This window comes from Candidatus Trichorickettsia mobilis (assembly GCF_034366785.1).
GTDB classification, from domain to species: domain Bacteria; phylum Pseudomonadota; class Alphaproteobacteria; order Rickettsiales; family Rickettsiaceae; genus Trichorickettsia; species Trichorickettsia mobilis_A.
The window spans coordinates 1,052,501-1,070,755 of the sequence record NZ_CP112932.1 but is presented as its reverse complement, the minus strand read 5'-3'; the positions used below and the strand labels follow the sequence as shown (position 1 = coordinate 1,070,755).

The 18,255-nt window shown below is 34.2% G+C and carries 14 protein-coding genes; 9 read left to right on the top strand and 5 right to left on the bottom strand.

Features of this window, described 5'->3' with window-relative positions; all coding sequences use genetic code 11:
• Nucleotides 1–11 precede the first annotated feature (11 nt).
• From nusA to Trichorick_RS04865, 3 genes are all read right to left on the bottom strand, one after another.
• Entirely contained in the window at nt 12–1,508 is a 1,497-nt protein-coding gene (nusA, locus tag Trichorick_RS04875; RefSeq protein ID WP_323737900.1) for a transcription termination factor NusA, read from the bottom strand.
• Between the two features lie 307 nt (nt 1,509–1,815).
• On the bottom strand, nt 1,816–2,298 hold the full coding sequence (locus Trichorick_RS04870; protein ID WP_323738879.1) for a ribosome maturation factor RimP: 483 nt from the start codon (nt 2,296–2,298) through the stop codon (nt 1,816–1,818).
• A 338-nt stretch (nt 2,299–2,636) separates the two neighbouring features.
• Nucleotides 2,637–3,386, bottom strand: coding sequence for a M23 family metallopeptidase (locus tag Trichorick_RS04865; RefSeq protein ID WP_323737899.1), 750 nt, complete (start codon nt 3,384–3,386; stop codon nt 2,637–2,639).
• 265 nt (nt 3,387–3,651) lie between these two features.
• Between Trichorick_RS04865 and rpiB the strand changes: the two genes are divergently transcribed.
• The gene (gene rpiB / locus Trichorick_RS04860) at nt 3,652–4,086 is read left to right on the top strand and encodes a ribose 5-phosphate isomerase B (RefSeq protein WP_323737898.1); all 435 of its coding nucleotides are present in this window, start codon (nt 3,652–3,654) and stop codon (nt 4,084–4,086) included.
• Between the two features lie 28 nt (nt 4,087–4,114).
• On the opposite strand, the gene Trichorick_RS04855 is transcribed toward rpiB, so the two are convergent.
• Entirely contained in the window at nt 4,115–4,759 is a 645-nt protein-coding gene (locus Trichorick_RS04855) for an outer-membrane lipoprotein carrier protein LolA (RefSeq protein WP_323737897.1), read from the bottom strand.
• A gap of 113 nt (nt 4,760–4,872) precedes the next feature.
• On the opposite strand from Trichorick_RS04855, the gene Trichorick_RS04850 reads away from it, so the two are divergent.
• The 8 genes from Trichorick_RS04850 to odhB all read left to right on the top strand — a co-directional run bounded on the left by Trichorick_RS04850 (nt 4,873) and on the right by odhB (nt 13,866).
• Nucleotides 4,873–5,964 carry a Re/Si-specific NAD(P)(+) transhydrogenase subunit alpha gene (locus Trichorick_RS04850; protein ID WP_323737896.1) on the top strand — a complete coding sequence of 364 codons (1,092 nt, stop codon included), beginning with the start codon at nt 4,873–4,875 and terminating at the stop codon, nt 5,962–5,964.
• Nucleotides 5,965–6,241: 277 nt separating this feature from the next.
• Nucleotides 6,242–6,637 (top strand): NAD(P) transhydrogenase subunit alpha part 2, encoded by a 396-nt coding sequence (locus Trichorick_RS04845; RefSeq protein ID WP_323737895.1) that lies wholly within the window; start codon nt 6,242–6,244, stop codon nt 6,635–6,637.
• Nucleotides 6,638–6,660: 23 nt separating this feature from the next.
• Entirely contained in the window at nt 6,661–8,058 is a 1,398-nt protein-coding gene (locus Trichorick_RS04840; RefSeq protein ID WP_323737894.1) for an NAD(P)(+) transhydrogenase (Re/Si-specific) subunit beta, read from the top strand.
• A gap of 74 nt (nt 8,059–8,132) precedes the next feature.
• Nucleotides 8,133–8,696: a cell cycle transcriptional regulator TrcR gene (locus tag Trichorick_RS04835; protein ID WP_323737893.1), complete on the top strand. Its 564-nt coding sequence runs from the start codon at nt 8,133–8,135 to the stop codon at nt 8,694–8,696.
• Between the two features lie 158 nt (nt 8,697–8,854).
• The gene (locus tag Trichorick_RS04830) at nt 8,855–11,665 is read left to right on the top strand and encodes a 2-oxoglutarate dehydrogenase E1 component (protein ID WP_323737892.1); all 2,811 of its coding nucleotides are present in this window, start codon (nt 8,855–8,857) and stop codon (nt 11,663–11,665) included.
• A gap of 110 nt (nt 11,666–11,775) precedes the next feature.
• Entirely contained in the window at nt 11,776–12,099 is a 324-nt protein-coding gene (locus Trichorick_RS04825; RefSeq protein WP_323737891.1) for a hypothetical protein, read from the top strand.
• A 181-nt stretch (nt 12,100–12,280) separates the two neighbouring features.
• Nucleotides 12,281–12,658 carry a palindromic element RPE1 domain-containing protein gene (locus tag Trichorick_RS04820; protein ID WP_323737890.1) on the top strand — a complete coding sequence of 126 codons (378 nt, stop codon included), beginning with the start codon at nt 12,281–12,283 and terminating at the stop codon, nt 12,656–12,658.
• 5 nt (nt 12,659–12,663) lie between these two features.
• Nucleotides 12,664–13,866, top strand: coding sequence for a 2-oxoglutarate dehydrogenase complex dihydrolipoyllysine-residue succinyltransferase (gene odhB / locus Trichorick_RS04815; RefSeq protein ID WP_323737889.1), 1,203 nt, complete (start codon nt 12,664–12,666; stop codon nt 13,864–13,866).
• 723 nt (nt 13,867–14,589) lie between these two features.
• Here odhB and Trichorick_RS04810 read toward each other — a convergent pair.
• Nucleotides 14,590–17,412, bottom strand: a complete 2,823-nt coding sequence (locus Trichorick_RS04810) for a sodium:solute symporter family transporter (RefSeq protein WP_323737888.1) — start codon at nt 17,410–17,412, stop codon at nt 14,590–14,592.
• Nucleotides 17,413–18,255: the final 843 nt, after the last annotated feature.

Sequence of the window (18,255 nt, the reverse complement as noted above, 5' to 3'; positions counted from 1 at the left end):
AGTCTATATCTTTAGCTTTGCTCTCTAGCAATCTTAATTAACACTCCAATATCTTGATGCGACAAATTTGTATTTGGCACTAGTACTTTAAATTCATCCACTGTCATTTCAGCTAAATCTTCAATAGTTTTGATACCATACTCAGCAAGTGTTAATATGTGTTCTGGAGAGAGAGCCAACATATCTATTAATTCCTGTACAACCCCTAGTTGTTCTAATTTACTAATGATTTCATTGTTTTTTCCATCAATATAATCTACTGCACGCTTCTTAAGTTCAGAGGCCAATTCTTCTTCAAATCCATCAATAGCAGTTAAATCGTTAATATCTGCAGCCGCTATTTGTTCAATACTAATAAAACCTTCAACCGATAAAAGCTGCGCTATCACTTCTTCAACATCTAGAGCCGCCATATATAACTCTGTAGTCGAATTAAATTCATCAGTACGACGTTTTGACTCTTGCTCCTCAGTCATTACATCAATATGCCATCCTGTAAGCCTGGACGCAAGACGTACATTTTGTCCTCGTCTGCCAATGGCCACACTTAACTGCTCGGTTGGCACTACAATTTCGACTCGACCACGATCTTCATCAATAACAATTTTTGAAATTTCCACGGGAGCCATAGCATTCATAACAAATTGAGCGATATTTTTGCTCCAAAGTATTATGTCTATCTTTTCTCCACCTAATTCATTAGTGATTGCTCTTACCCTACCACCACGTATACCAACACATGAACCAATAGGATCTACGCTAGAATCCGCAGCAAAGACGGCAATTTTTGCTTTTGAACCAGGATCACGTGCAATATTTTTAATTTCAATAATACCATCATAAATTTCAGGCACCTCTAGCTCAAATAATTTGGCTAACATGTTATCATCTACTCTAGAAAGAAAAATTTGCGGTCCTTTTGGTTCAAATTTAACATCTTGCACATACGCTTTAATTCGGTCATTAACTTTAAGATTTTCAGTTTTAATCAATTGATCTTTTTTGATGATTGCCTCAGCTCGGCCACCAAGATCAACTATAACATTACCAAACTCTATTCTCTTAACTGTCCCACTCAGAATCTCACCTTTTCTATCTTTAAAATCCTGATATTGCTTTTCTCGCTCTGCTTCATTAACCCGTTGAATAATAACTTGCTTAGCTGTTTGTGCTGCTACTCTACCTAAATCGATAGGTGGTAAACTTTCATAAATTTCATCACCTAGCTTAGCATCTGACTTCCGTTCACGTGCATCTGCCAATGAAATTTGTGTAAAATAATTCTCAGGTAATTCCACTACCTCTAATACTCTAAATAATTTAATTTCACCATTTTTTCTACTAATTTCTGCTCGTATATTATGCTCATTACCGTATTTTCTACGACCTGCAACTTGCACCGCTTGTTCCATAGCCGTAATTAAATGATCTTTAGAAATACCTTTTTCTCGCGATACTGCTTCAACTATTTGTAAAATTTCTACGTTTACATTACCAACATTAATCATATACCTTAATCCTCTAAATAACAACCTAAGTATATAATACTTGGTTAAATCTGTAAATTATCAAGTAATTCACTAGTTTATTGATCTTTGTCACGCTCAAAAGCCTAGCATAATAAGTAGTTCACAGAGTATGCGTTTATTAATAGACAGTTTATTAAACGTTCCTACCAAAACACTATAGCGTCGCTCAGTTGAATTATGGTACGTTAATTTTTTGCTTCGGCTGCACAAGCAGTGATTACTTTGTTTCGCACAGCCGAGGCGCAGCATATTTGGCGTACCATAATTCAACTGGGGAAGCTATATTTCATTTGTTTAATAACTTTCTAAACATATCGTCAGTAAGAACTAAATTAGCACTCTTAATTAAGTCAAATGGTACTTCTACTTCTTTATCATCACTCTTTAAGTACACTATATTATTTTCTGCTTTAATTATTTTGCCTCTATAATGACTACAGCCACTAATCGTTGATTTCAGCCTCATTTTAATCTCAGAACCTAAAAATTTATGATAATCTTTAAACGTAATTAATGGTCTTTCAAGACCGGCAGAAGAGACTACTAGATAATACTTATCTTTAATGACATCCTGCACATCAAGTAAAATGGATATATTTTTACTCACCAATTGACAATCACCAACACTTACTTTTTGATTATCATACTTATCAATCAAAATTTCAAACATTTTGGGCTGATTTTGCAAAGTGATTTTCACTAATTCAAAGCCAAGCTGGTTTATTGTACCCTCAATGATATTAAATAATTTTTGTTCTAGATTTTGCATCATTGAAATTTCATACAAACAAACTTAAAAATTTAGACTTTTTTACACTTCGTACAAGTTAAAGATATTGAGTAGATGAAGGTCAAAATTGAAAAAGTGCTAAGAGTCATAGAACCGATGAGCGCAAGCAGTTGCTTATACGTGAGCACCGCAGATTTCCAGTAACGACAACGCAATTCTCAATTTTTACCAGTATACCACACAAACAAAAAAGGTGGGCTAACCCCACCTTTTGCTTAACTCTTAACGATTAATTTTATTGATTAACCATAAATATTCTAACATACATTGCCATGATAAAATAATTTTAATAAAAAATCAAGTATTAGCTTGTGATTTTATTCAGGGATATATTTTAATGGATTTACCGCCGTCTTGCCTTCTCTTATTGCAAAATGAAGTTTAGGCATATCAGTATGACCAGTGCTACCTACATGACCAATCAGATCACCTTGTTTTACCATTTCTCCTTTACTAAACATCAAATCGTTCATATGAGCATATGCAACATACAAATTATTATTATTTAATTTTACTATCACCAAATTACCAAACTTTTCATCGAAACCTGCATATACTATTTCTCCAGCAGCCACAGATACTATAGCACTCCCCTGTGCAGCCGCTATATCGATACCGTTACTTTTCTTACCATTAGTAATTTCACCAAATTTTGTAATTATTTCACCTTTTACAGGCCTTAAATAGTCATATCCAGTATCATTAGATTCGTTATTAGTAAGATTCTGTTTTTGTTCTTGCGCAAGTTTATCTGTTCCATCAAGTTTATGATCCGGCAAATTTTGTGGCATGACTATACTTTCATCATCATGATAAGGGTCATGCAACTCACCTGATATTTTCTCATATTCTTCTTGTTTTATTGGTAGTGGTTGGCTTATTACTGCATTCTCAGTTTTAATCGCTCCAATAGTTTTGTCTTGATCACCACTCCAATCACTAGCATTAATAGTTTGATTATCCTTATTATAACTATTAGTATTTTTGTATTCAATAGGAGCTGGCTGTTGAGTGACACAACCACAAATCATGAAAATTAAAAGTAATGACAGCAAGATATTATTCATAATTACTATTATCCTTAAGCTATTTTATTTATCAGTTTTTTTACCAACTTTGAAAGTACTGCAGCTATCAACTAAATTTTTACAACAAAATTACCTCTATCTCTAAAGAATAAAATATATGTACAAGAGTTTTAGTTTACTTAACACCTATTTGCGTTTAAATAAAGAAAAATTAGAGTATTCAAATACAATGTTTGTTATAGGTTTCACGAATTCGTAGAACCTTAGTATATATCTGACCATATTTTTATCAAAAACTTTTATCATGAAACTTTATAATATTGTAATTGCAAGTGATCATTCTGGATATACACTAAAAGATAAAATAGTTCATCATTTAACTAATCAAAATATTTCAGTAAATGACCTTGGTACACATAATACAGATACCGTAGATTACCCAATATATGCAAAAAAAGTTGTCACTTGCATTCTAGAAGATACTGCTTCCTTAGGTATTTTGATTTGCGGCACTGGGATTGGTATGTCTATTACTGCCAATAGAAGTTCTGGTATTCGAGCAGCATTATGTGTTAATTTATTTATGTCAGAAAGAGCAAGATCACATAACGATGCGAATATTCTTATACTTGGCGCTAAAATCACTGATGAGCAATTAGCTTTAGAAATGGTTGATAAGTTCCTAAGTACAAAATTTGAGGGCGGTCGACATAGTGTCAGAGTATCACAAATTGGTTAAGTGGGTTATAAAATTTGAGGGATGATATTTATTGTTGTAGTACGATATGCTTTTCTAGTTCATCTTTAGTCATTCTATCAGGTGGACCAAAGATATCTGGATTTTTAAATTCAAATAATTCCTCAGCAAAATTTGATACTTTATACATTTGATCAAATTTTAAAGTAATTATATTATCATCCTCAAACACCTCAATTTTCTGCAATTGTTGAGTATCTTTGTTAAATGTAATATTGCTGTAACGATCAGAAATTATATGATAAAGTTTCACAGTCAATAGACGACCTTGTTCAGTAACTGACGATACTTGAAAATGCTGCTCAAAATCTGTATCATCAGTTAGTAAGAAATTAAAAATATTATCCTTGGGCTTAATACGGCTAACAGTTTCCATGTCATAATCATAAACTGAAACATAGTTTTTGTTGCCTATTATTAATATTGGAAATGGTGGATAATAATTACAGCGAAATTTATAAGGTTTGCTAATTAGTAGTTTTCCTTTGCTACTGGTGCCATTTGAGTCGGTTTGATCGAAATCAACTGCTATCGATTTTATTGTCTGTAAGTAAGATTTAAATTGATTTATTGTGGATTGTTCTTTGTTTCCGGCACAAGCTGTAGCTATACCAAAATACAAAAAGATCAACTGAAATAAAACTAGTTTAAGCATTGGTTATATTTTTTGTTTTACATACTAGTCGCAGAAAATTATAATTTCAATCGACTTCTTTTCAAATAGACCTCATAATCTACTGTTAGATAAAATTTTATAAAATAAATAATATGAAAATTGTAGCATTAAAAGAACGTGCCAAATCAGAAAGGCGTGTAGCGATAACGCCTGAAGTAGCGAAATTATACATTAAAAAAGGGCATGTAGTTTTAGTAGAAAAAGATATAGGCACTAGTGCTGGCTTTGCTGATCAATCATATATTGATGCAGGAGCTCAAATATCAGCAGCACTTGAGATTTTAGCGGATGCTGATATCATTCTAAAAGTACAACCGTCACCATTATCAAGTGAAATTAACGAAACAGATTACGCAAGAGCTGGAGCAATTATTCTAGGAATGTTATCACCTCACACTAACTTTGATTATTTAAAAAAAATGACCGCTAAAGAGATGTGTGGAATTGCCATGGAATTAGTGCCGCGTATTACCAGAGCTCAGAATATGGATGTACTATCTTCACAAAGCAATCTTGCTGGTTATAGGGCAGTATTAGAAGCGGCGTATAATTTTGATCGAATATTTCCAATGATGATGACAGCAGCGGGTACTATATCACCAGCTAAGGTTTTGATTTTAGGAGTTGGTGTTGCTGGTCTACAAGCTATAGCAACAGCAAAGAGACTAGGTGCTGCGGTATTTGCTTATGATGTTAGAAGTGCAACTCGTGAGCAGGTAGAAAGTTTAGGGGCGAAATTTATAGCTCCAGATATTCAGGTCTCTGATATGGAAGATAAATCTGGTTATGCCAAAGAAAGATCGGATGCGGATAAGGTTGATCAGGAACAATTTCTAGCTAGTGTTATTAGAAATTATGACATTATTATTACTACTGCTCAAATACCAGGAAAACCGGCACCACGTCTTATTACCTCAGAGATGCTTGATTTGATAAAACCAGGATCAGTTATTGTCGACATGGCAACTGCTAGTGGAGGCAATGTTGATGGATCGAAGCTAGACGAAGTTATGGTTCGTAAAGGAGTGAAAATTATAGGTTGGTCTAATTTAGCCGGCAAAATTGCTGCTGATAGCTCGAAATTATATGCTAAAAATCTTTATAATTTTCTTGAACATGCAATAAAAAATGGCAAATTTGATTTTGATGATGAGATAGTAAAGCAAATGTTGGTGAAGGGCTAGTTACAGTCCTCAAACATAGAATATCATCCTGAATAAACTAAGGTCATTCCGAACTTGTTTCGGGATCTTATGAAGTTCTGATGAGATCCCGAAACAAGTTCGGAATGACCTTAGGGATGTTCGGTAACGTTTAATGCAAGGATGACATTGAGATGCATAATGTTTGTTATTTTGTACAGTTATAAATTTATCTCGAAAGAACTGAACTATATGACACAACGCTTTTAAAATATTTTTTAAAAATACTTTTAGTCACTTAACTGGAGCAAAGCCTAAAATGAGCCAATTACCTATAGCTGTAAAACAAGCATCCTCTATTGCTGAACAAGCGCAAAATCTATCTGATATATTAAAAGACATTGCGTTGCAAGGTAGCGACCAAATCAATGTTGGAGTTGATCCTTTTGTTTTTGCAATTACGATATTCATATTAGCATGTTTTGTTGGATATTATGTGGTTTGGAAAGTAACTCCGGCATTACATACTCCTTTAATGTCCATTACTAATGCTATCTCGGGTATTATAATTATTGGTGGGATGATTGCAGCTAGCCCAGAAGGTTTTAGTTTGTCCAGCGTGTGCGGATATTTTGCCGCTTTCCTGGCAGCAATAAATATTTTTGGCGGCTTTATTGTTACAGAAAGAATGCTAGAAATGTTTAAGAAAAAATAATTCTGAAACAGATGGAATATAATATGTCATTACAATTCATTCAATTATCTTATCTAGCAGCGGCGATCTGCTTTATCCTAGCGCTAAAAGGTTTGTCTTCGCCTAAAGCAGCACGTAAAGGTAGTATGATCGGCATCCTTGGGATGGCGGTTTCTTTATTAGTAACTTTTTATTTACCGAATTTTATTCACAAGATTCCTTTGTTGGTGGTAATTATAGCCGGCGGTGTAATCGGAGGATATATGGCTAAAAAGATTGCTATGACTGCGATGCCACAATTGGTTGCAGGATTTCATTCCTTGGTTGGATTGGCAGCAGTATTGGTTGCTTATGCAGCAATGTTATCTCCTGAAAATTTTGGAGTAGGCGTTAGCGGCGAAGTAGCAGCTGCTGCATTAATAGAAATGTCACTAGGGGCAGCAATTGGTGCAGTAACTTTTAGTGGTTCGATAGTAGCGTTTGCGAAATTACAAGGTTTGATGACATCTGCGCCAATGAAATTTAAAGGACAACATTATGTTTGTATGATCCTTGGTCTAATATTACTGGTATTAATAATGTTCTTTGTAAAAACAGAGAGTGCTTTATATTTTAATTTGTTAGTACTCTTGTCGTTGTTGCTCGGAGTGTTGTTGATTATACCTGTCGGTGGAGCTGATATGCCAGTTGTAGTCTCAATGTTAAACTCTTACTCTGGCTTTGCAGCAGCAGGTATTGGTTTTACTCTGGGTAATAGTTTATTAATTATTACTGGAGCTTTAGTTGGTAGTAGTGGTGCTATACTTAGCTATATAATGTGCAAAGCGATGAATCGTTCGTTGATTAAAGTAATTTTTGGAGCATTTTTACAAGTACAAGGAAATAGTAATGTTAAGCAAGAGCATGATAAAGTAGCAAAAAGCAGTAGTCCAGAGGATGCTGCTTATATGCTGCAAAATGCAAATTCAGTAATAATCGTTCCTGGTTATGGAATGGCTGTCGCGCAGTCTCAACATGCAATTAAAGAGATGGTGGATATACTGGAGCGTCGAAATATAGAAGTTAGATTCGCAATACATCCAGTAGCTGGAAGAATGCCTGGTCATATGAATGTTTTGCTTGCTGAAGCAAATATTGATTATGAGAAAGTTTTAGAACTTGAAGAGATAAATCGTGATTTTATTAATACTGATATAGTGTTAGTAATTGGAGCAAATGATGTTACTAACCCAGCAGCCAAGAATGATCCCAATAGTCCTATCTACGGTATGCCAATATTGGATGTAGAAAAAGCAAAAACTATTTTGTTTATCAAAAGGTCAATGGCTGTTGGTTATGCTGGTATAGAAAATGAATTATTTTACCACGATAATACGTTAATGTTGTTTGGCGATGCTAAGAAAGTAGTAGAAGAGATTGTTAAGCAACTACATGAAGATTAGAGGTCTATTGACTTTTGCATTGAAACTGAATATCGTTATTGAAGTTTTAAATATTCAAAATTAAAGTTATGCACATGCAACAAAATCCTAAAGTACCAATATTACCAAAAGCAACAGCTATATGGCTTGTTGAACATACAACTCTTACTTTTAAGCAGATAGCTGATTTTTGTGGAGTTCATGAACTTGAAGTAAAAGGCATAGCTGATGGAGACGTAGCTGGAGGGATTATGGGAGTTGATCCGGTATCTGTCAGTAATCAATTAACTAGAGAGGAAATCGAGCGTTGTAGCAAAGATCCAAATGCAAAGTTGAAGATATCGTCAAGTGTAGCGTATGAGTTGGTAACAAAAAAGAAGAAACCATCCAAATACACTCCAATAGCCAGACGGCAAGATAAACCAGATGCTATTTACTGGCTATTAAAAAATTGTTCAGATATTCAAGATAATCAGATTATAAAATTACTTGGTACTACTAAATCTACCATTGCTGCAATTCGTGACCGTAGTCATTGGAATATCAAAAATATTAGGCCACGTGATCCAGTATTATTAGGCATCTGTAGTCAGATAGAGTTAGATCGTCTAATGGAGCAAATTAAAGTTATTCCGCCAAAACCCGAACTTAAATTATAAAATCATGACTATAGAACTAGGCCATCGCCGGATTGAATTATGGTTATATTTCGAGCTTCAGTCCTTGCAATGACAAATCTTATTTTATACACAATTCAGCGAACACTCTCAATATTTAGGTCTCTAATCAAGTTGGATTTTTGTTAGGAGAATATATTATGACCAAAGATTTTACGCAAACAAGTCTATTATTTTCCGGTAATGCAGTATTCATAGAAGAGCTGTATCGAATTTATTTGACTAACCCTACTGCGGTCGATAGTAATTGGCATAGTTTCTTTCAGAGTTTTCAAGAATCAAATCTATCACAATCATCAGTTAAGACTACTGCAAAAGTTATTTTACCAGAAGAAAAAAAGCAAGATTGTCAAAGCTCTAAGAAGATAATTGAAGCAAAAAGTGATAATCATTTCAAGATAGCTGCTATGATTTATGCTTATCGTAGTCGAGGGCATTATCTTGCTAAACTTGACCCACTAGGAATGGAAAAAGCTCGTACTAAAGCTGAGTTGAACTTAAATATTGAACATTTTGGTTTTACTACTGAAGAGTTAGGAAATAACCTTAATATTGATAAAAATGTTATTAATTATCCTGATTGTACTTTAAAAGAATTTGTTGATGCTCTAGATAAAATTTATTGTAGCACTATTGCTATTGAGATAGGACGCCTACAGAATCTATCAGAATTACAGTGGCTATTTACAACTATAGAAAATAGTCAGTTAAATTCTACTATAACGGCACAAGATAAACGATCCATTTTAAATGAGTTGATAGAAGTAGAAGGTTTTGAACATTATTTACATACTAAATTTCCAGGAGCCAAAAGATTTTCCATTGAAGGTGGTGATAGCTCAGTAGTAGCCTTAAATCAACTAATAAATATCGTAGCAAATTGCGGAGTAAGAGAAGTAGTAATCGGCATGGCTCATCGCGGCAGGTTAAGTACTTTAACCAAAGTGATGCATAAGCCTTACCGTGCTGTATTTTCAGAATTTATGGGTAATAGTGCTTTTACTCTAGGAATGGATGTTTCAGGCGATGTTAAGTATCACATGGGTTATTCATCTGATCATGATATTAATGGTAATAAAATACATTTGTCTTTAACTCCTAATCCCTCTCATCTGGAAGCAGTGAATCCAGTAGTAGCAGGTAAAGTTAGAGCAAAGCAAGATTTAATAAACGATTTTGAACGCAAGAAAGTATTAGGGGTTTTGATTCATGGTGATGCTGCTTTTTGTGGGCAGGGTATAGTTGCAGAATGTTTAGCGATGTCAAGCTTGCGCCCTTATACGATCGGTGGAATTATCCATTTTGTTATTAATAATCAAGTAGGATTTACAGCAAATGCTGATGATACACGCACTGGTCGATATTCTACTGAAATAGCAAAATTAATAGACGCACCAATTTTACATGTTAATGGTGATGATATTGAAGCAGTGTTACGCGCAACTTATATTGCTACACATTATCAACGAACTTTTGGTAAGGATGTGGTAATTGAGATAATATGTTACCGCAAATATGGGCATAATGAAGGCGATGAGCCGATGTATACTCAAAGTGCTATGTATAATATTATAAAAAACAAACAATCACCAGCAAGTTATTACGCACAATCTTTAATAGATCAAGGAATTATTGATCAAGGTTATGCAGACAAGTTACGAGCTGAATTTAAAACTAAACTTGATCTTGAATATTCCTTAGTAAAAGATTATCAGCCAGAAAATAAGTGGGTGCAAGGGTTGTGGGCTGGCTATGTTAGGACTGGAGCTGCTCCGGTAGCTACAGGAGTGGCGATCAAGCAGTTACAGGAGTTGGGTTTGAAATTATGTAATATACCAACTGATTTTGCCTTAAATCCAAAATTAGAAAAATTGTTTGAAGCACGTGTAGCGAATTTAAATAATGGCACTCATATAGATTGGGCAACAGCAGAACAACTTGCTTTTGCCAGCTTGTTAGTTGAAGGTATTCCGATACGCCTAACGGGGCAAGATAGTGGACGAGGCACATTTTCTCATCGTCATTCAGTATTACATAGCCAAGTTGATGACACTAAGTATATACCATTAAACAATTTAACTGCAACTCAAAGCAAGTATTTTGTTGCCGACAGTAATTTATCAGAATATGGGGTGCTAGGTTTTGAATATGGTTATTCTTTAGTCAACCCAAAGCATTTAATATTATGGGAAGCGCAATTTGGTGATTTTTGTAATGGTGCGCAAATTATTTTTGACCAGTTTATTTCTAGTAGTGAAACTAAATGGTTGCAGTTTAGTGGTTTGGTAGTGTTACTGCCTCATGGTTTTGAAGGTCAAGGACCAGAACATAGCTCAGCCAGACTAGAAAGATTTTTATCGCTGGCAGCTGAAGAAAATATGATTATAGCATACCCTACTACGCCAGCTTCATTTTTCCATTTGTTGCGTCGTCAAATAGTAAGAAATACTCGTAAACCATTGATAGTGATGACGCCAAAATCTCTACTAAGACACAAATTAGCGGTATCAAAGTTTGTGGATATGGATACTGGCACTAAATTTTTACCGGTTTTGGATGAAATTGATGATGCTATAAAAAATGGTCAAATTAAACGGCTGATATTTTGTAGCGGTAAAGTATATTATGATTTACTGGAAAGGCGCAGCGCAAAAAATATTAGAGATATAGCAATTATTAGATTGGAACAGCTATACCCATTTATAGAGGAAGATGTAGTAGCGATTTTAAGTAGGTATACTAATGTATCAGAATTTATATGGTGTCAAGAAGAGCCTCAAAATATGGGTGCTTGGAATTATATCCAAGAGTATTTGAATAATAGTTTGCGCAAAGCGAAAATCATGCATCAGTTTAAATATGTTGGACGCAAACCAGCCTCTTCACCGGCAGTTGGTTATTTATCAGTGCATAATCAGCAGCAGGAAGAGCTATTAAGTATACTAGGTTAAAATTGAGAATTGCGTTGTCGTTCTTGAAGAATCTGCGATGCTCCTAGCACTTCTTCAATTTTGACCTTCGTCTACATCTTTAATTTGTTATGTAAGTAGTTAAGTAAGACATGCATAATAGTAGAGGTATCAGATTATCTGATCAAGATTTAGAGATTATAAAACAATCATTTATTAAATATTTTCTTGATAAAGATCATTTATGGATTTTTGGTTCACGAGCTGATCCTAGTAAACGTGGTGGTGATATTGATCTCTATATTGAAACAACTTATAAGGATGTGTCTATAGCTGTTGATAGCAAAATTGCATTTTGCTCAGAACTTCAGGAATTACTAGGTGAGCAAAAAATAGATATTATACTCAATATACTTAAGTTGGATTATAATTTACCCATATATGAAGTTGCTAAGGTAGGTATAAAGCTAGTATGAAGATTTTGACTGAGTGTATTAAAATTGCCCAAATTCATGTAATCAGAATAAACTATGCCAGATTAAAGCTATCCTCATATTTTCCTATATCTGTAAAGCTGTTAGAGCATATCACTGAAGAAGAATTGCCGATTCTAAGTATATACTAGGTAATAAGATTTTTACATTATTTTTAGAGCAAATGGGAAAAAATGTTGAACAAATGAGCCTTATCGATAAGATAAATGAGTTACAAAAACTAGCGATTATAGATAGACCTTTTTCAAAACTCGCTTCTGAGAGAGGATTTGAAGGAGATACGGAACACAAAACCGCAGCGTACTTTTGGGTACGCGAGGATTTAAGTACCGGCTCGACGTACAAATCTTCCGCAGAAGTAGAGTTTGGGGAAAGGTCTAATGCTTATGATTGGCAATCGATGACAGAGATTAGGAATCATCTAACCCACGAATATCCTGATCAGCCGGAAATTACAGCTAAATATTTAAATATAATGCATACACTAACCCCTGCTTTAGTGCAATGTTTAGAGAAAATCAAGGAAAGAATAAGGAGTTGAGTTTTATGAGTATTAATATTATTGTACCAAGCTTAGGAGAGTCTGTAACAGAAGCAACAATTGCTAAATGGCATAAACAGCCAGGAGAATCAGTTGCCGTCGATGAGTTATTGTTAGAACTTGAAACAGAAAAAGTAACCCTAGAAGTTAGTAGTCCAGCATCAGGAGTATTATCTAAAATTGTCAAAAATCAGGGTGATGTGGTAGCAATGGGAGAAATTGTCGGACATATTACAGAGGGTGCAGTGGGAGCAGCTACCACTAAAAATGTTACAACTCAGAATATCGATAATAAAATAGCTGAAGTTAACATGCAAAAAATAAATCCTGCAAATACCTTACCTCCATCTGTGCAAAAAATAGTTACAGAAAATAACCTTGATCCAGCAAATATAAGTGGGTCTGGTAAAGGTGGAAGAATTACTAAGGGAGATGCTATTGAAGCTCTATCTGTGCCTACGCCAGTTGCTTCATCACCGATGCCATCATCAGCAAGTACTACTAATAATAAAGCTGTTGAACGAGTTAAAATGTCAAGGCTACGTAAAACTATAGCGCAACGTTTGAAAGATTCACAAAATACTGCCGCAATTCTAACGACCTTCAATGAAATTGACATGACCAATGTCATCACGCTTCGACAAAAATATCGAGAAGAGTTTGAAAAAAAACACGGGATAAAGCTGGGCTTTATGTCTTTCTTTGTTAAAGCTACTGTTGAGGCGTTAAAAGCTATTCCTTCGGTAAATGCAGAAATTGATGGTGATGATATAGTTTATAAGAATTACTATGATATAGGAGTAGCTGTTGGCACGGAACAGGGATTAGTGGTTCCAGTAGTACGTAACGCTAGTGATTTAAGCTTTGCTGGAGTAGAAACCGAAATAGTTAATTTAAGTAAAAAAGCCAAAGCTGGTAAGTTATCAATGGCTGATTTATCTGGAGGTACCTTTACTATATCTAATGGTGGAGTATATGGCTCATTATTATCTACACCTATTATTAATCCACCGCAATCAGGTATTTTAGGGTTGCACAAAACCCAGGAAAGGCCTGTGGCAATAGGTGGTAAAGTAGAAATAAGACAGATGATGTATATTGCACTATCCTATGATCATAGAATAATTGATGGTAAAGAGGCAGTAACTTTCTTAATTAAAGTAAAAGAAGCAATAGAGAATCCGGAGCGGTTACTACTAAATTTATAATATACTTCTCTCAGAAGCCTGTCTGACACGCGCATCTAAGAGGTAATTTTATCGTTAAAACTCGTCTCCGTTCTGCAGCAAACAAAGGGATTGCTTGCGGTACTCGGTTTTGTTTTTTCTAAAAATTCCTCTCTTACATCTACTGATCTGATAGGCTCTCACAAACTCAAAAATGGTTGAGATATTTTTGCAAGGACTGCAACGTACATAAACGTACGTGAGGATCGAAGACAAGTTTCAACGACAAAATCACCAGCCAGAATGATTTTACGAGAGAAGGTGAGCGTTCGCAAATTTTAAAAATTGTCATTACGAGGCAGATAGCTGCTGTGGCAATACAGAGCCAGAAGGGCTTTTATAAATAGTTCGCTATTTTCTAGATTGCTTCAAAGCCGATAAAAAGTGCCCAAGCAAGGCGGTTCGTATTGTTTCCTTTCTTTAGCTTGATGCGTATGATTACATAATGACAATCAATTTCTTAGAGCCTGTCAGATCAGTAGATATAAGAGAGGAAGTTTTAGGAAAAACGAAGTCGAGTACCGCAAGCAGTCTTTTGGTTTGTTTCGGAACTTCGACTGCGTTTTGAGTGAGCAAAATTACCCCTTATATATCTACTGATCTGACAGGCTCTTAAGATTCAGTTATGCAATCCAACTGCGCTTCTTTTTTCTTATCTTTAAAATTTACTGTCATCACCATTGACTAACTATACTTATTAACTACTCAAAGAGAGACGCTAGACAAAATAAATTTAATGGTAGTTCCTTTACCATTCATATTTTGTTCTGCCCATATTCTACCACCGTGAGCTTCAATTACCTTTTTACATACTGCAAGACCTATACCACGCCCTCCAGCGGAAGTTTTTGTTCTAGAACTTACAACAAAAGTACCGAAAACGTCGTATAATTCTTCTTTAGGTATACCTATACCTTCGTCACAAACAGCAAATTCTATTTCTAAATTTGTTATTTTTTTTAATTTAATTGTAATCCTACCACTTTTACAATACTGGATTGCGTTAATTATTATATTATCGATTGTTTTAGCTATGTAGTACTGGTCGCAATTTATACTTACATTATCTTCAATATCAGTAATGAATTCTTGTGAATCTTCATTTTTATACTCCACATATAACTTCTTACATTTATCTATTCTTTCATAGATCAATTTACTAATATTAACTTGTTCTGGGTTTAACTGATATCCCATACTAGATAATTTGGATAGATCAACTAAGTTAGTAATAAGACTATTTAACCTTTCAGAGCTTTTAGATATTTCTGCTACTGCTATGCGTCTTTGTTGTTCATTAAATTTATCATAATTCTCATGCAGAACCTGCCCCATGCTAGTAATCCCTGTAATAGGAGTAACAGCTTCATGTTGCAGATTACGCAAGAACTCATTCCTTATTTCCATCATTTTCGACAGTTCTTCTTTGATATCCATTACGTTCTTTGTAAGATGTAAATTTTGTTCTTCAGTCAATAAATATTTTTCTTCTTTTGGTTTAAGAAAAATTAATAAAACACTACTAGTTAACAGCAGAAAATATATTACTTTAAACTGCAAGTTCTCCATATGCGTTGTTCCGTTAGCAATGCTAATATGGGTACATACGTACTGATATACCTCAAAACTTATGCATATCCCACTAATAATCATAAATAAAGTTATATACCACCTTAACAAAGTCGCCATTATTATTAGATCAACCATAAAAATCATTAGCTGCAACTGCCCAAAATTACTAATCATCATCAACAAGGTACTGCTAAAAACTAAAATATAAAAGGTACCTAGTATCCAAAATACAGAGATGAATTTTTCTTGTTTAAAAGTGACTGGCCAGATTGGATAAGTTAGGAAACAACTTGCAACAAACAAAACAGAATGATAAATAATTTCTAATACTTCAGCATATTCCTGCTGTAATTCATGTGGCATTGAGTACATTGAAGAAAAAGTAGAAATTATATAGAATAAACCACAAACAGGATAAGTAACTTCTTGTTTAGGACTATTTTTGCAACAAAATGTTATAAAATTAAAGTTTTTAATAGTATGAAAAATATTGTAGTAGGCTCTTTTACGTTCTTTTTTCAATTCATCTAATACTTTACGATCTTTTATCCCTACCCACCCCCCTGGTTGATCTAATAAATAGTGAGTACTCAATAAAAACAATACGTTGGCTAAAGTTCCAGGAACAATACTATCTATTCCTGTACTATCCATGAAAAATATGCGCCATATTATAACAGTAACGCTCCCTGCTCCCATACCTATTAACACAGATTTTGTACTACTACGAAAACCGTAAACTGTGAATAACAGTGGCACTGTCACTACCGGTATATAAAAATTATTAGCTAAAAGCATAAGGCTCAACATATCAGTAGTAGTCATTGCCAATATAATAGAAAGGATACCTATAAAAAAAGACATTCCTTTAGAAAACAATAATTCATTTTTTTTGGTTATTTTTTGGTAGAAAACTGCATAAATATCATGAGAAGCAAGAATGGAAGAAGAATTAATATACGAGTCAGCAGTAGACATAATCATCGCTGTAACTCCAATAATAATTAATCCTCTGATACCCGGACTAGTATATTGATCAATAATGTGAAACCATAAACCCTCTGGTTTTAAATTGGGATCCACAACCAACATTAGAATACCTACCCAACACGTCACTAACACCATTAGCATTGCAGAAATCGAAGATAAAACGAAAGAATTCTTTATTTGACGAACATTTTTAGCCATTGATATTCGTTGAAAAATTGATGGGTGCAGTGCTGGAATCACAAATATCAAACTTAATTGAATCATTTCCAAAAATTGTGGATTGGTAAACTCCATATTAGTAAAATGGAAATTTTTATCCTCGGCTAGCACCGTTAAAATATCATCCATACTGGCAACATCTTGCCAAATTATTAGCCCAATTATTGGAATTACCGTGCCAAAAGTAAAAAATTGCAGAATATCCGTAAAGGTTATTGATCTAATACCACCAAAAGCCGAATATAATACTACTACCATACTGCTAGCAAACATTGCCCAATTAGTCGATATATTTAGAAAATGACTAAATAATGATGAGGAAATTTTAAACTGTATTCCAATTAAACCGCTAATTGCTAATATCCCAGCTATTGCAGTTATTACTCTAACAGCCTTGCCGTATAAAGATCCCATTGCCTCTGCTACTGAAACACTACCTAAAAACTCTCCCATTCGCGCAGATAAGAAAAAACCAATAATAAAAAATGTTACTGAATAATCTATCAATATTGGGATTATAGAATAAATTCCATTACTATAGGTTTTAGAAATTAAGAAAGAAAAAAAACCACCACCAATCCAGGTTGCAGTCAAAGTTGCAGAAATAGTACCAGTAGAAAAATTTCTACCGCCAAGTGAGTAATCTTCTATAGTTCTTACTCCTCTACCATGCCACAATCCTGCTATGAGGTTTACAGCCAAGAAGATAAAAAAGATTGCTATATCTATATCTATATTAAAATTCATCTTAATTTAACCTTAGATTGATTATCTGTTTAGGGTTATAATTGAGAGTGCAAATTAATACAATAAAAATTTAAATGCAACTATAGATTTTTTTACTAGAAAATTTTAGAGAAGCGTTATAGCTAACTCGAATAGGATTATTCCGTAGAAAGGCTTTGTTCGGAAGGGATAAAATTAGTCTTTATTTTCCTAAGGAGGATATAGAATCGATATTTATCAACGACAGACCTTATGAACAAGGATTATCCGGGAGGCAGGCTACCTATGACAAGCTTATGTAGAATTCATTTACATGCTATATCGTATATTTGACTGGGGATTGAGACAGATTAGCGGATATATAGAAGATTTATGGAAGGCATACGGTATAAAAATCCCCATACCGAACTTCGGTCATTTAAGCGATCTATTTTCGAGGGTATCGATCAAGATCAAATTGTTTTGCAATAAAGCTCATAACCGCATTGAATCTAGATAAGACATTAGACTCTTGCATAACCTAGAGACGGTTGAGGAATTTTTAAGAAAAACGAAATCGAGTACCGTAGCGTACCCTTGTTTGTTGCGGAACTTCGACTGCGTTTTGACAACAAAATTACCAACCGTCTCTAGGTTATGCAAGAGGTCTAATATATAAAATATACAAGTAGCGTAATATGCATTCCATAAAAAATAGGGCTATGGCAAAAGAGCTTTGGTCGAGTCGCAGAATTCTCGCAACAAAAGATGTATAGGTAATTTTTTACTAACCCAAAAAACAAATTCTCAAATTACAAAGGGAAAAGTTATTGCTAACATTATTAATTTATGGGACTCATTCGGTCAGTGCAATTCCATAAAAAT

What these genes read in the sequence shown, in the direction of transcription:
- rpiB (WP_323737898.1), top strand. Translation starts at nt 3,652, where the DNA reads ATGAAACTTTATAATATTGTAATTGCAAGTGATCATTCTGGATATACA.
- Trichorick_RS04825 (WP_323737891.1), top strand. Translation starts at nt 11,776, where the DNA reads ATGCATAATAGTAGAGGTATCAGATTATCTGATCAAGATTTAGAGATT.
- Trichorick_RS04850 (WP_323737896.1), top strand. Translation starts at nt 4,873, where the DNA reads ATGAAAATTGTAGCATTAAAAGAACGTGCCAAATCAGAAAGGCGTGTA.
- Trichorick_RS04865 (WP_323737899.1), bottom strand. Translation starts at nt 3,386, where the DNA reads ATGAATAATATCTTGCTGTCATTACTTTTAATTTTCATGATTTGTGGT.
- Trichorick_RS04840 (WP_323737894.1), top strand. Translation starts at nt 6,661, where the DNA reads ATGTCATTACAATTCATTCAATTATCTTATCTAGCAGCGGCGATCTGC.
- Trichorick_RS04870 (WP_323738879.1), bottom strand. Translation starts at nt 2,298, where the DNA reads ATGCAAAATCTAGAACAAAAATTATTTAATATCATTGAGGGTACAATA.
- Trichorick_RS04820 (WP_323737890.1), top strand. Translation starts at nt 12,281, where the DNA reads ATGGGAAAAAATGTTGAACAAATGAGCCTTATCGATAAGATAAATGAG.
- Trichorick_RS04845 (WP_323737895.1), top strand. Translation starts at nt 6,242, where the DNA reads ATGAGCCAATTACCTATAGCTGTAAAACAAGCATCCTCTATTGCTGAA.
- nusA (WP_323737900.1), bottom strand. Translation starts at nt 1,508, where the DNA reads ATGATTAATGTTGGTAATGTAAACGTAGAAATTTTACAAATAGTTGAA.
- odhB (WP_323737889.1), top strand. Translation starts at nt 12,664, where the DNA reads ATGAGTATTAATATTATTGTACCAAGCTTAGGAGAGTCTGTAACAGAA.
- Trichorick_RS04830 (WP_323737892.1), top strand. Translation starts at nt 8,855, where the DNA reads ATGACCAAAGATTTTACGCAAACAAGTCTATTATTTTCCGGTAATGCA.
- Trichorick_RS04855 (WP_323737897.1), bottom strand. Translation starts at nt 4,759, where the DNA reads ATGCTTAAACTAGTTTTATTTCAGTTGATCTTTTTGTATTTTGGTATA.
- Trichorick_RS04810 (WP_323737888.1), bottom strand. Translation starts at nt 17,412, where the DNA reads ATGAATTTTAATATAGATATAGATATAGCAATCTTTTTTATCTTCTTG.
- Trichorick_RS04835 (WP_323737893.1), top strand. Translation starts at nt 8,133, where the DNA reads ATGCAACAAAATCCTAAAGTACCAATATTACCAAAAGCAACAGCTATA.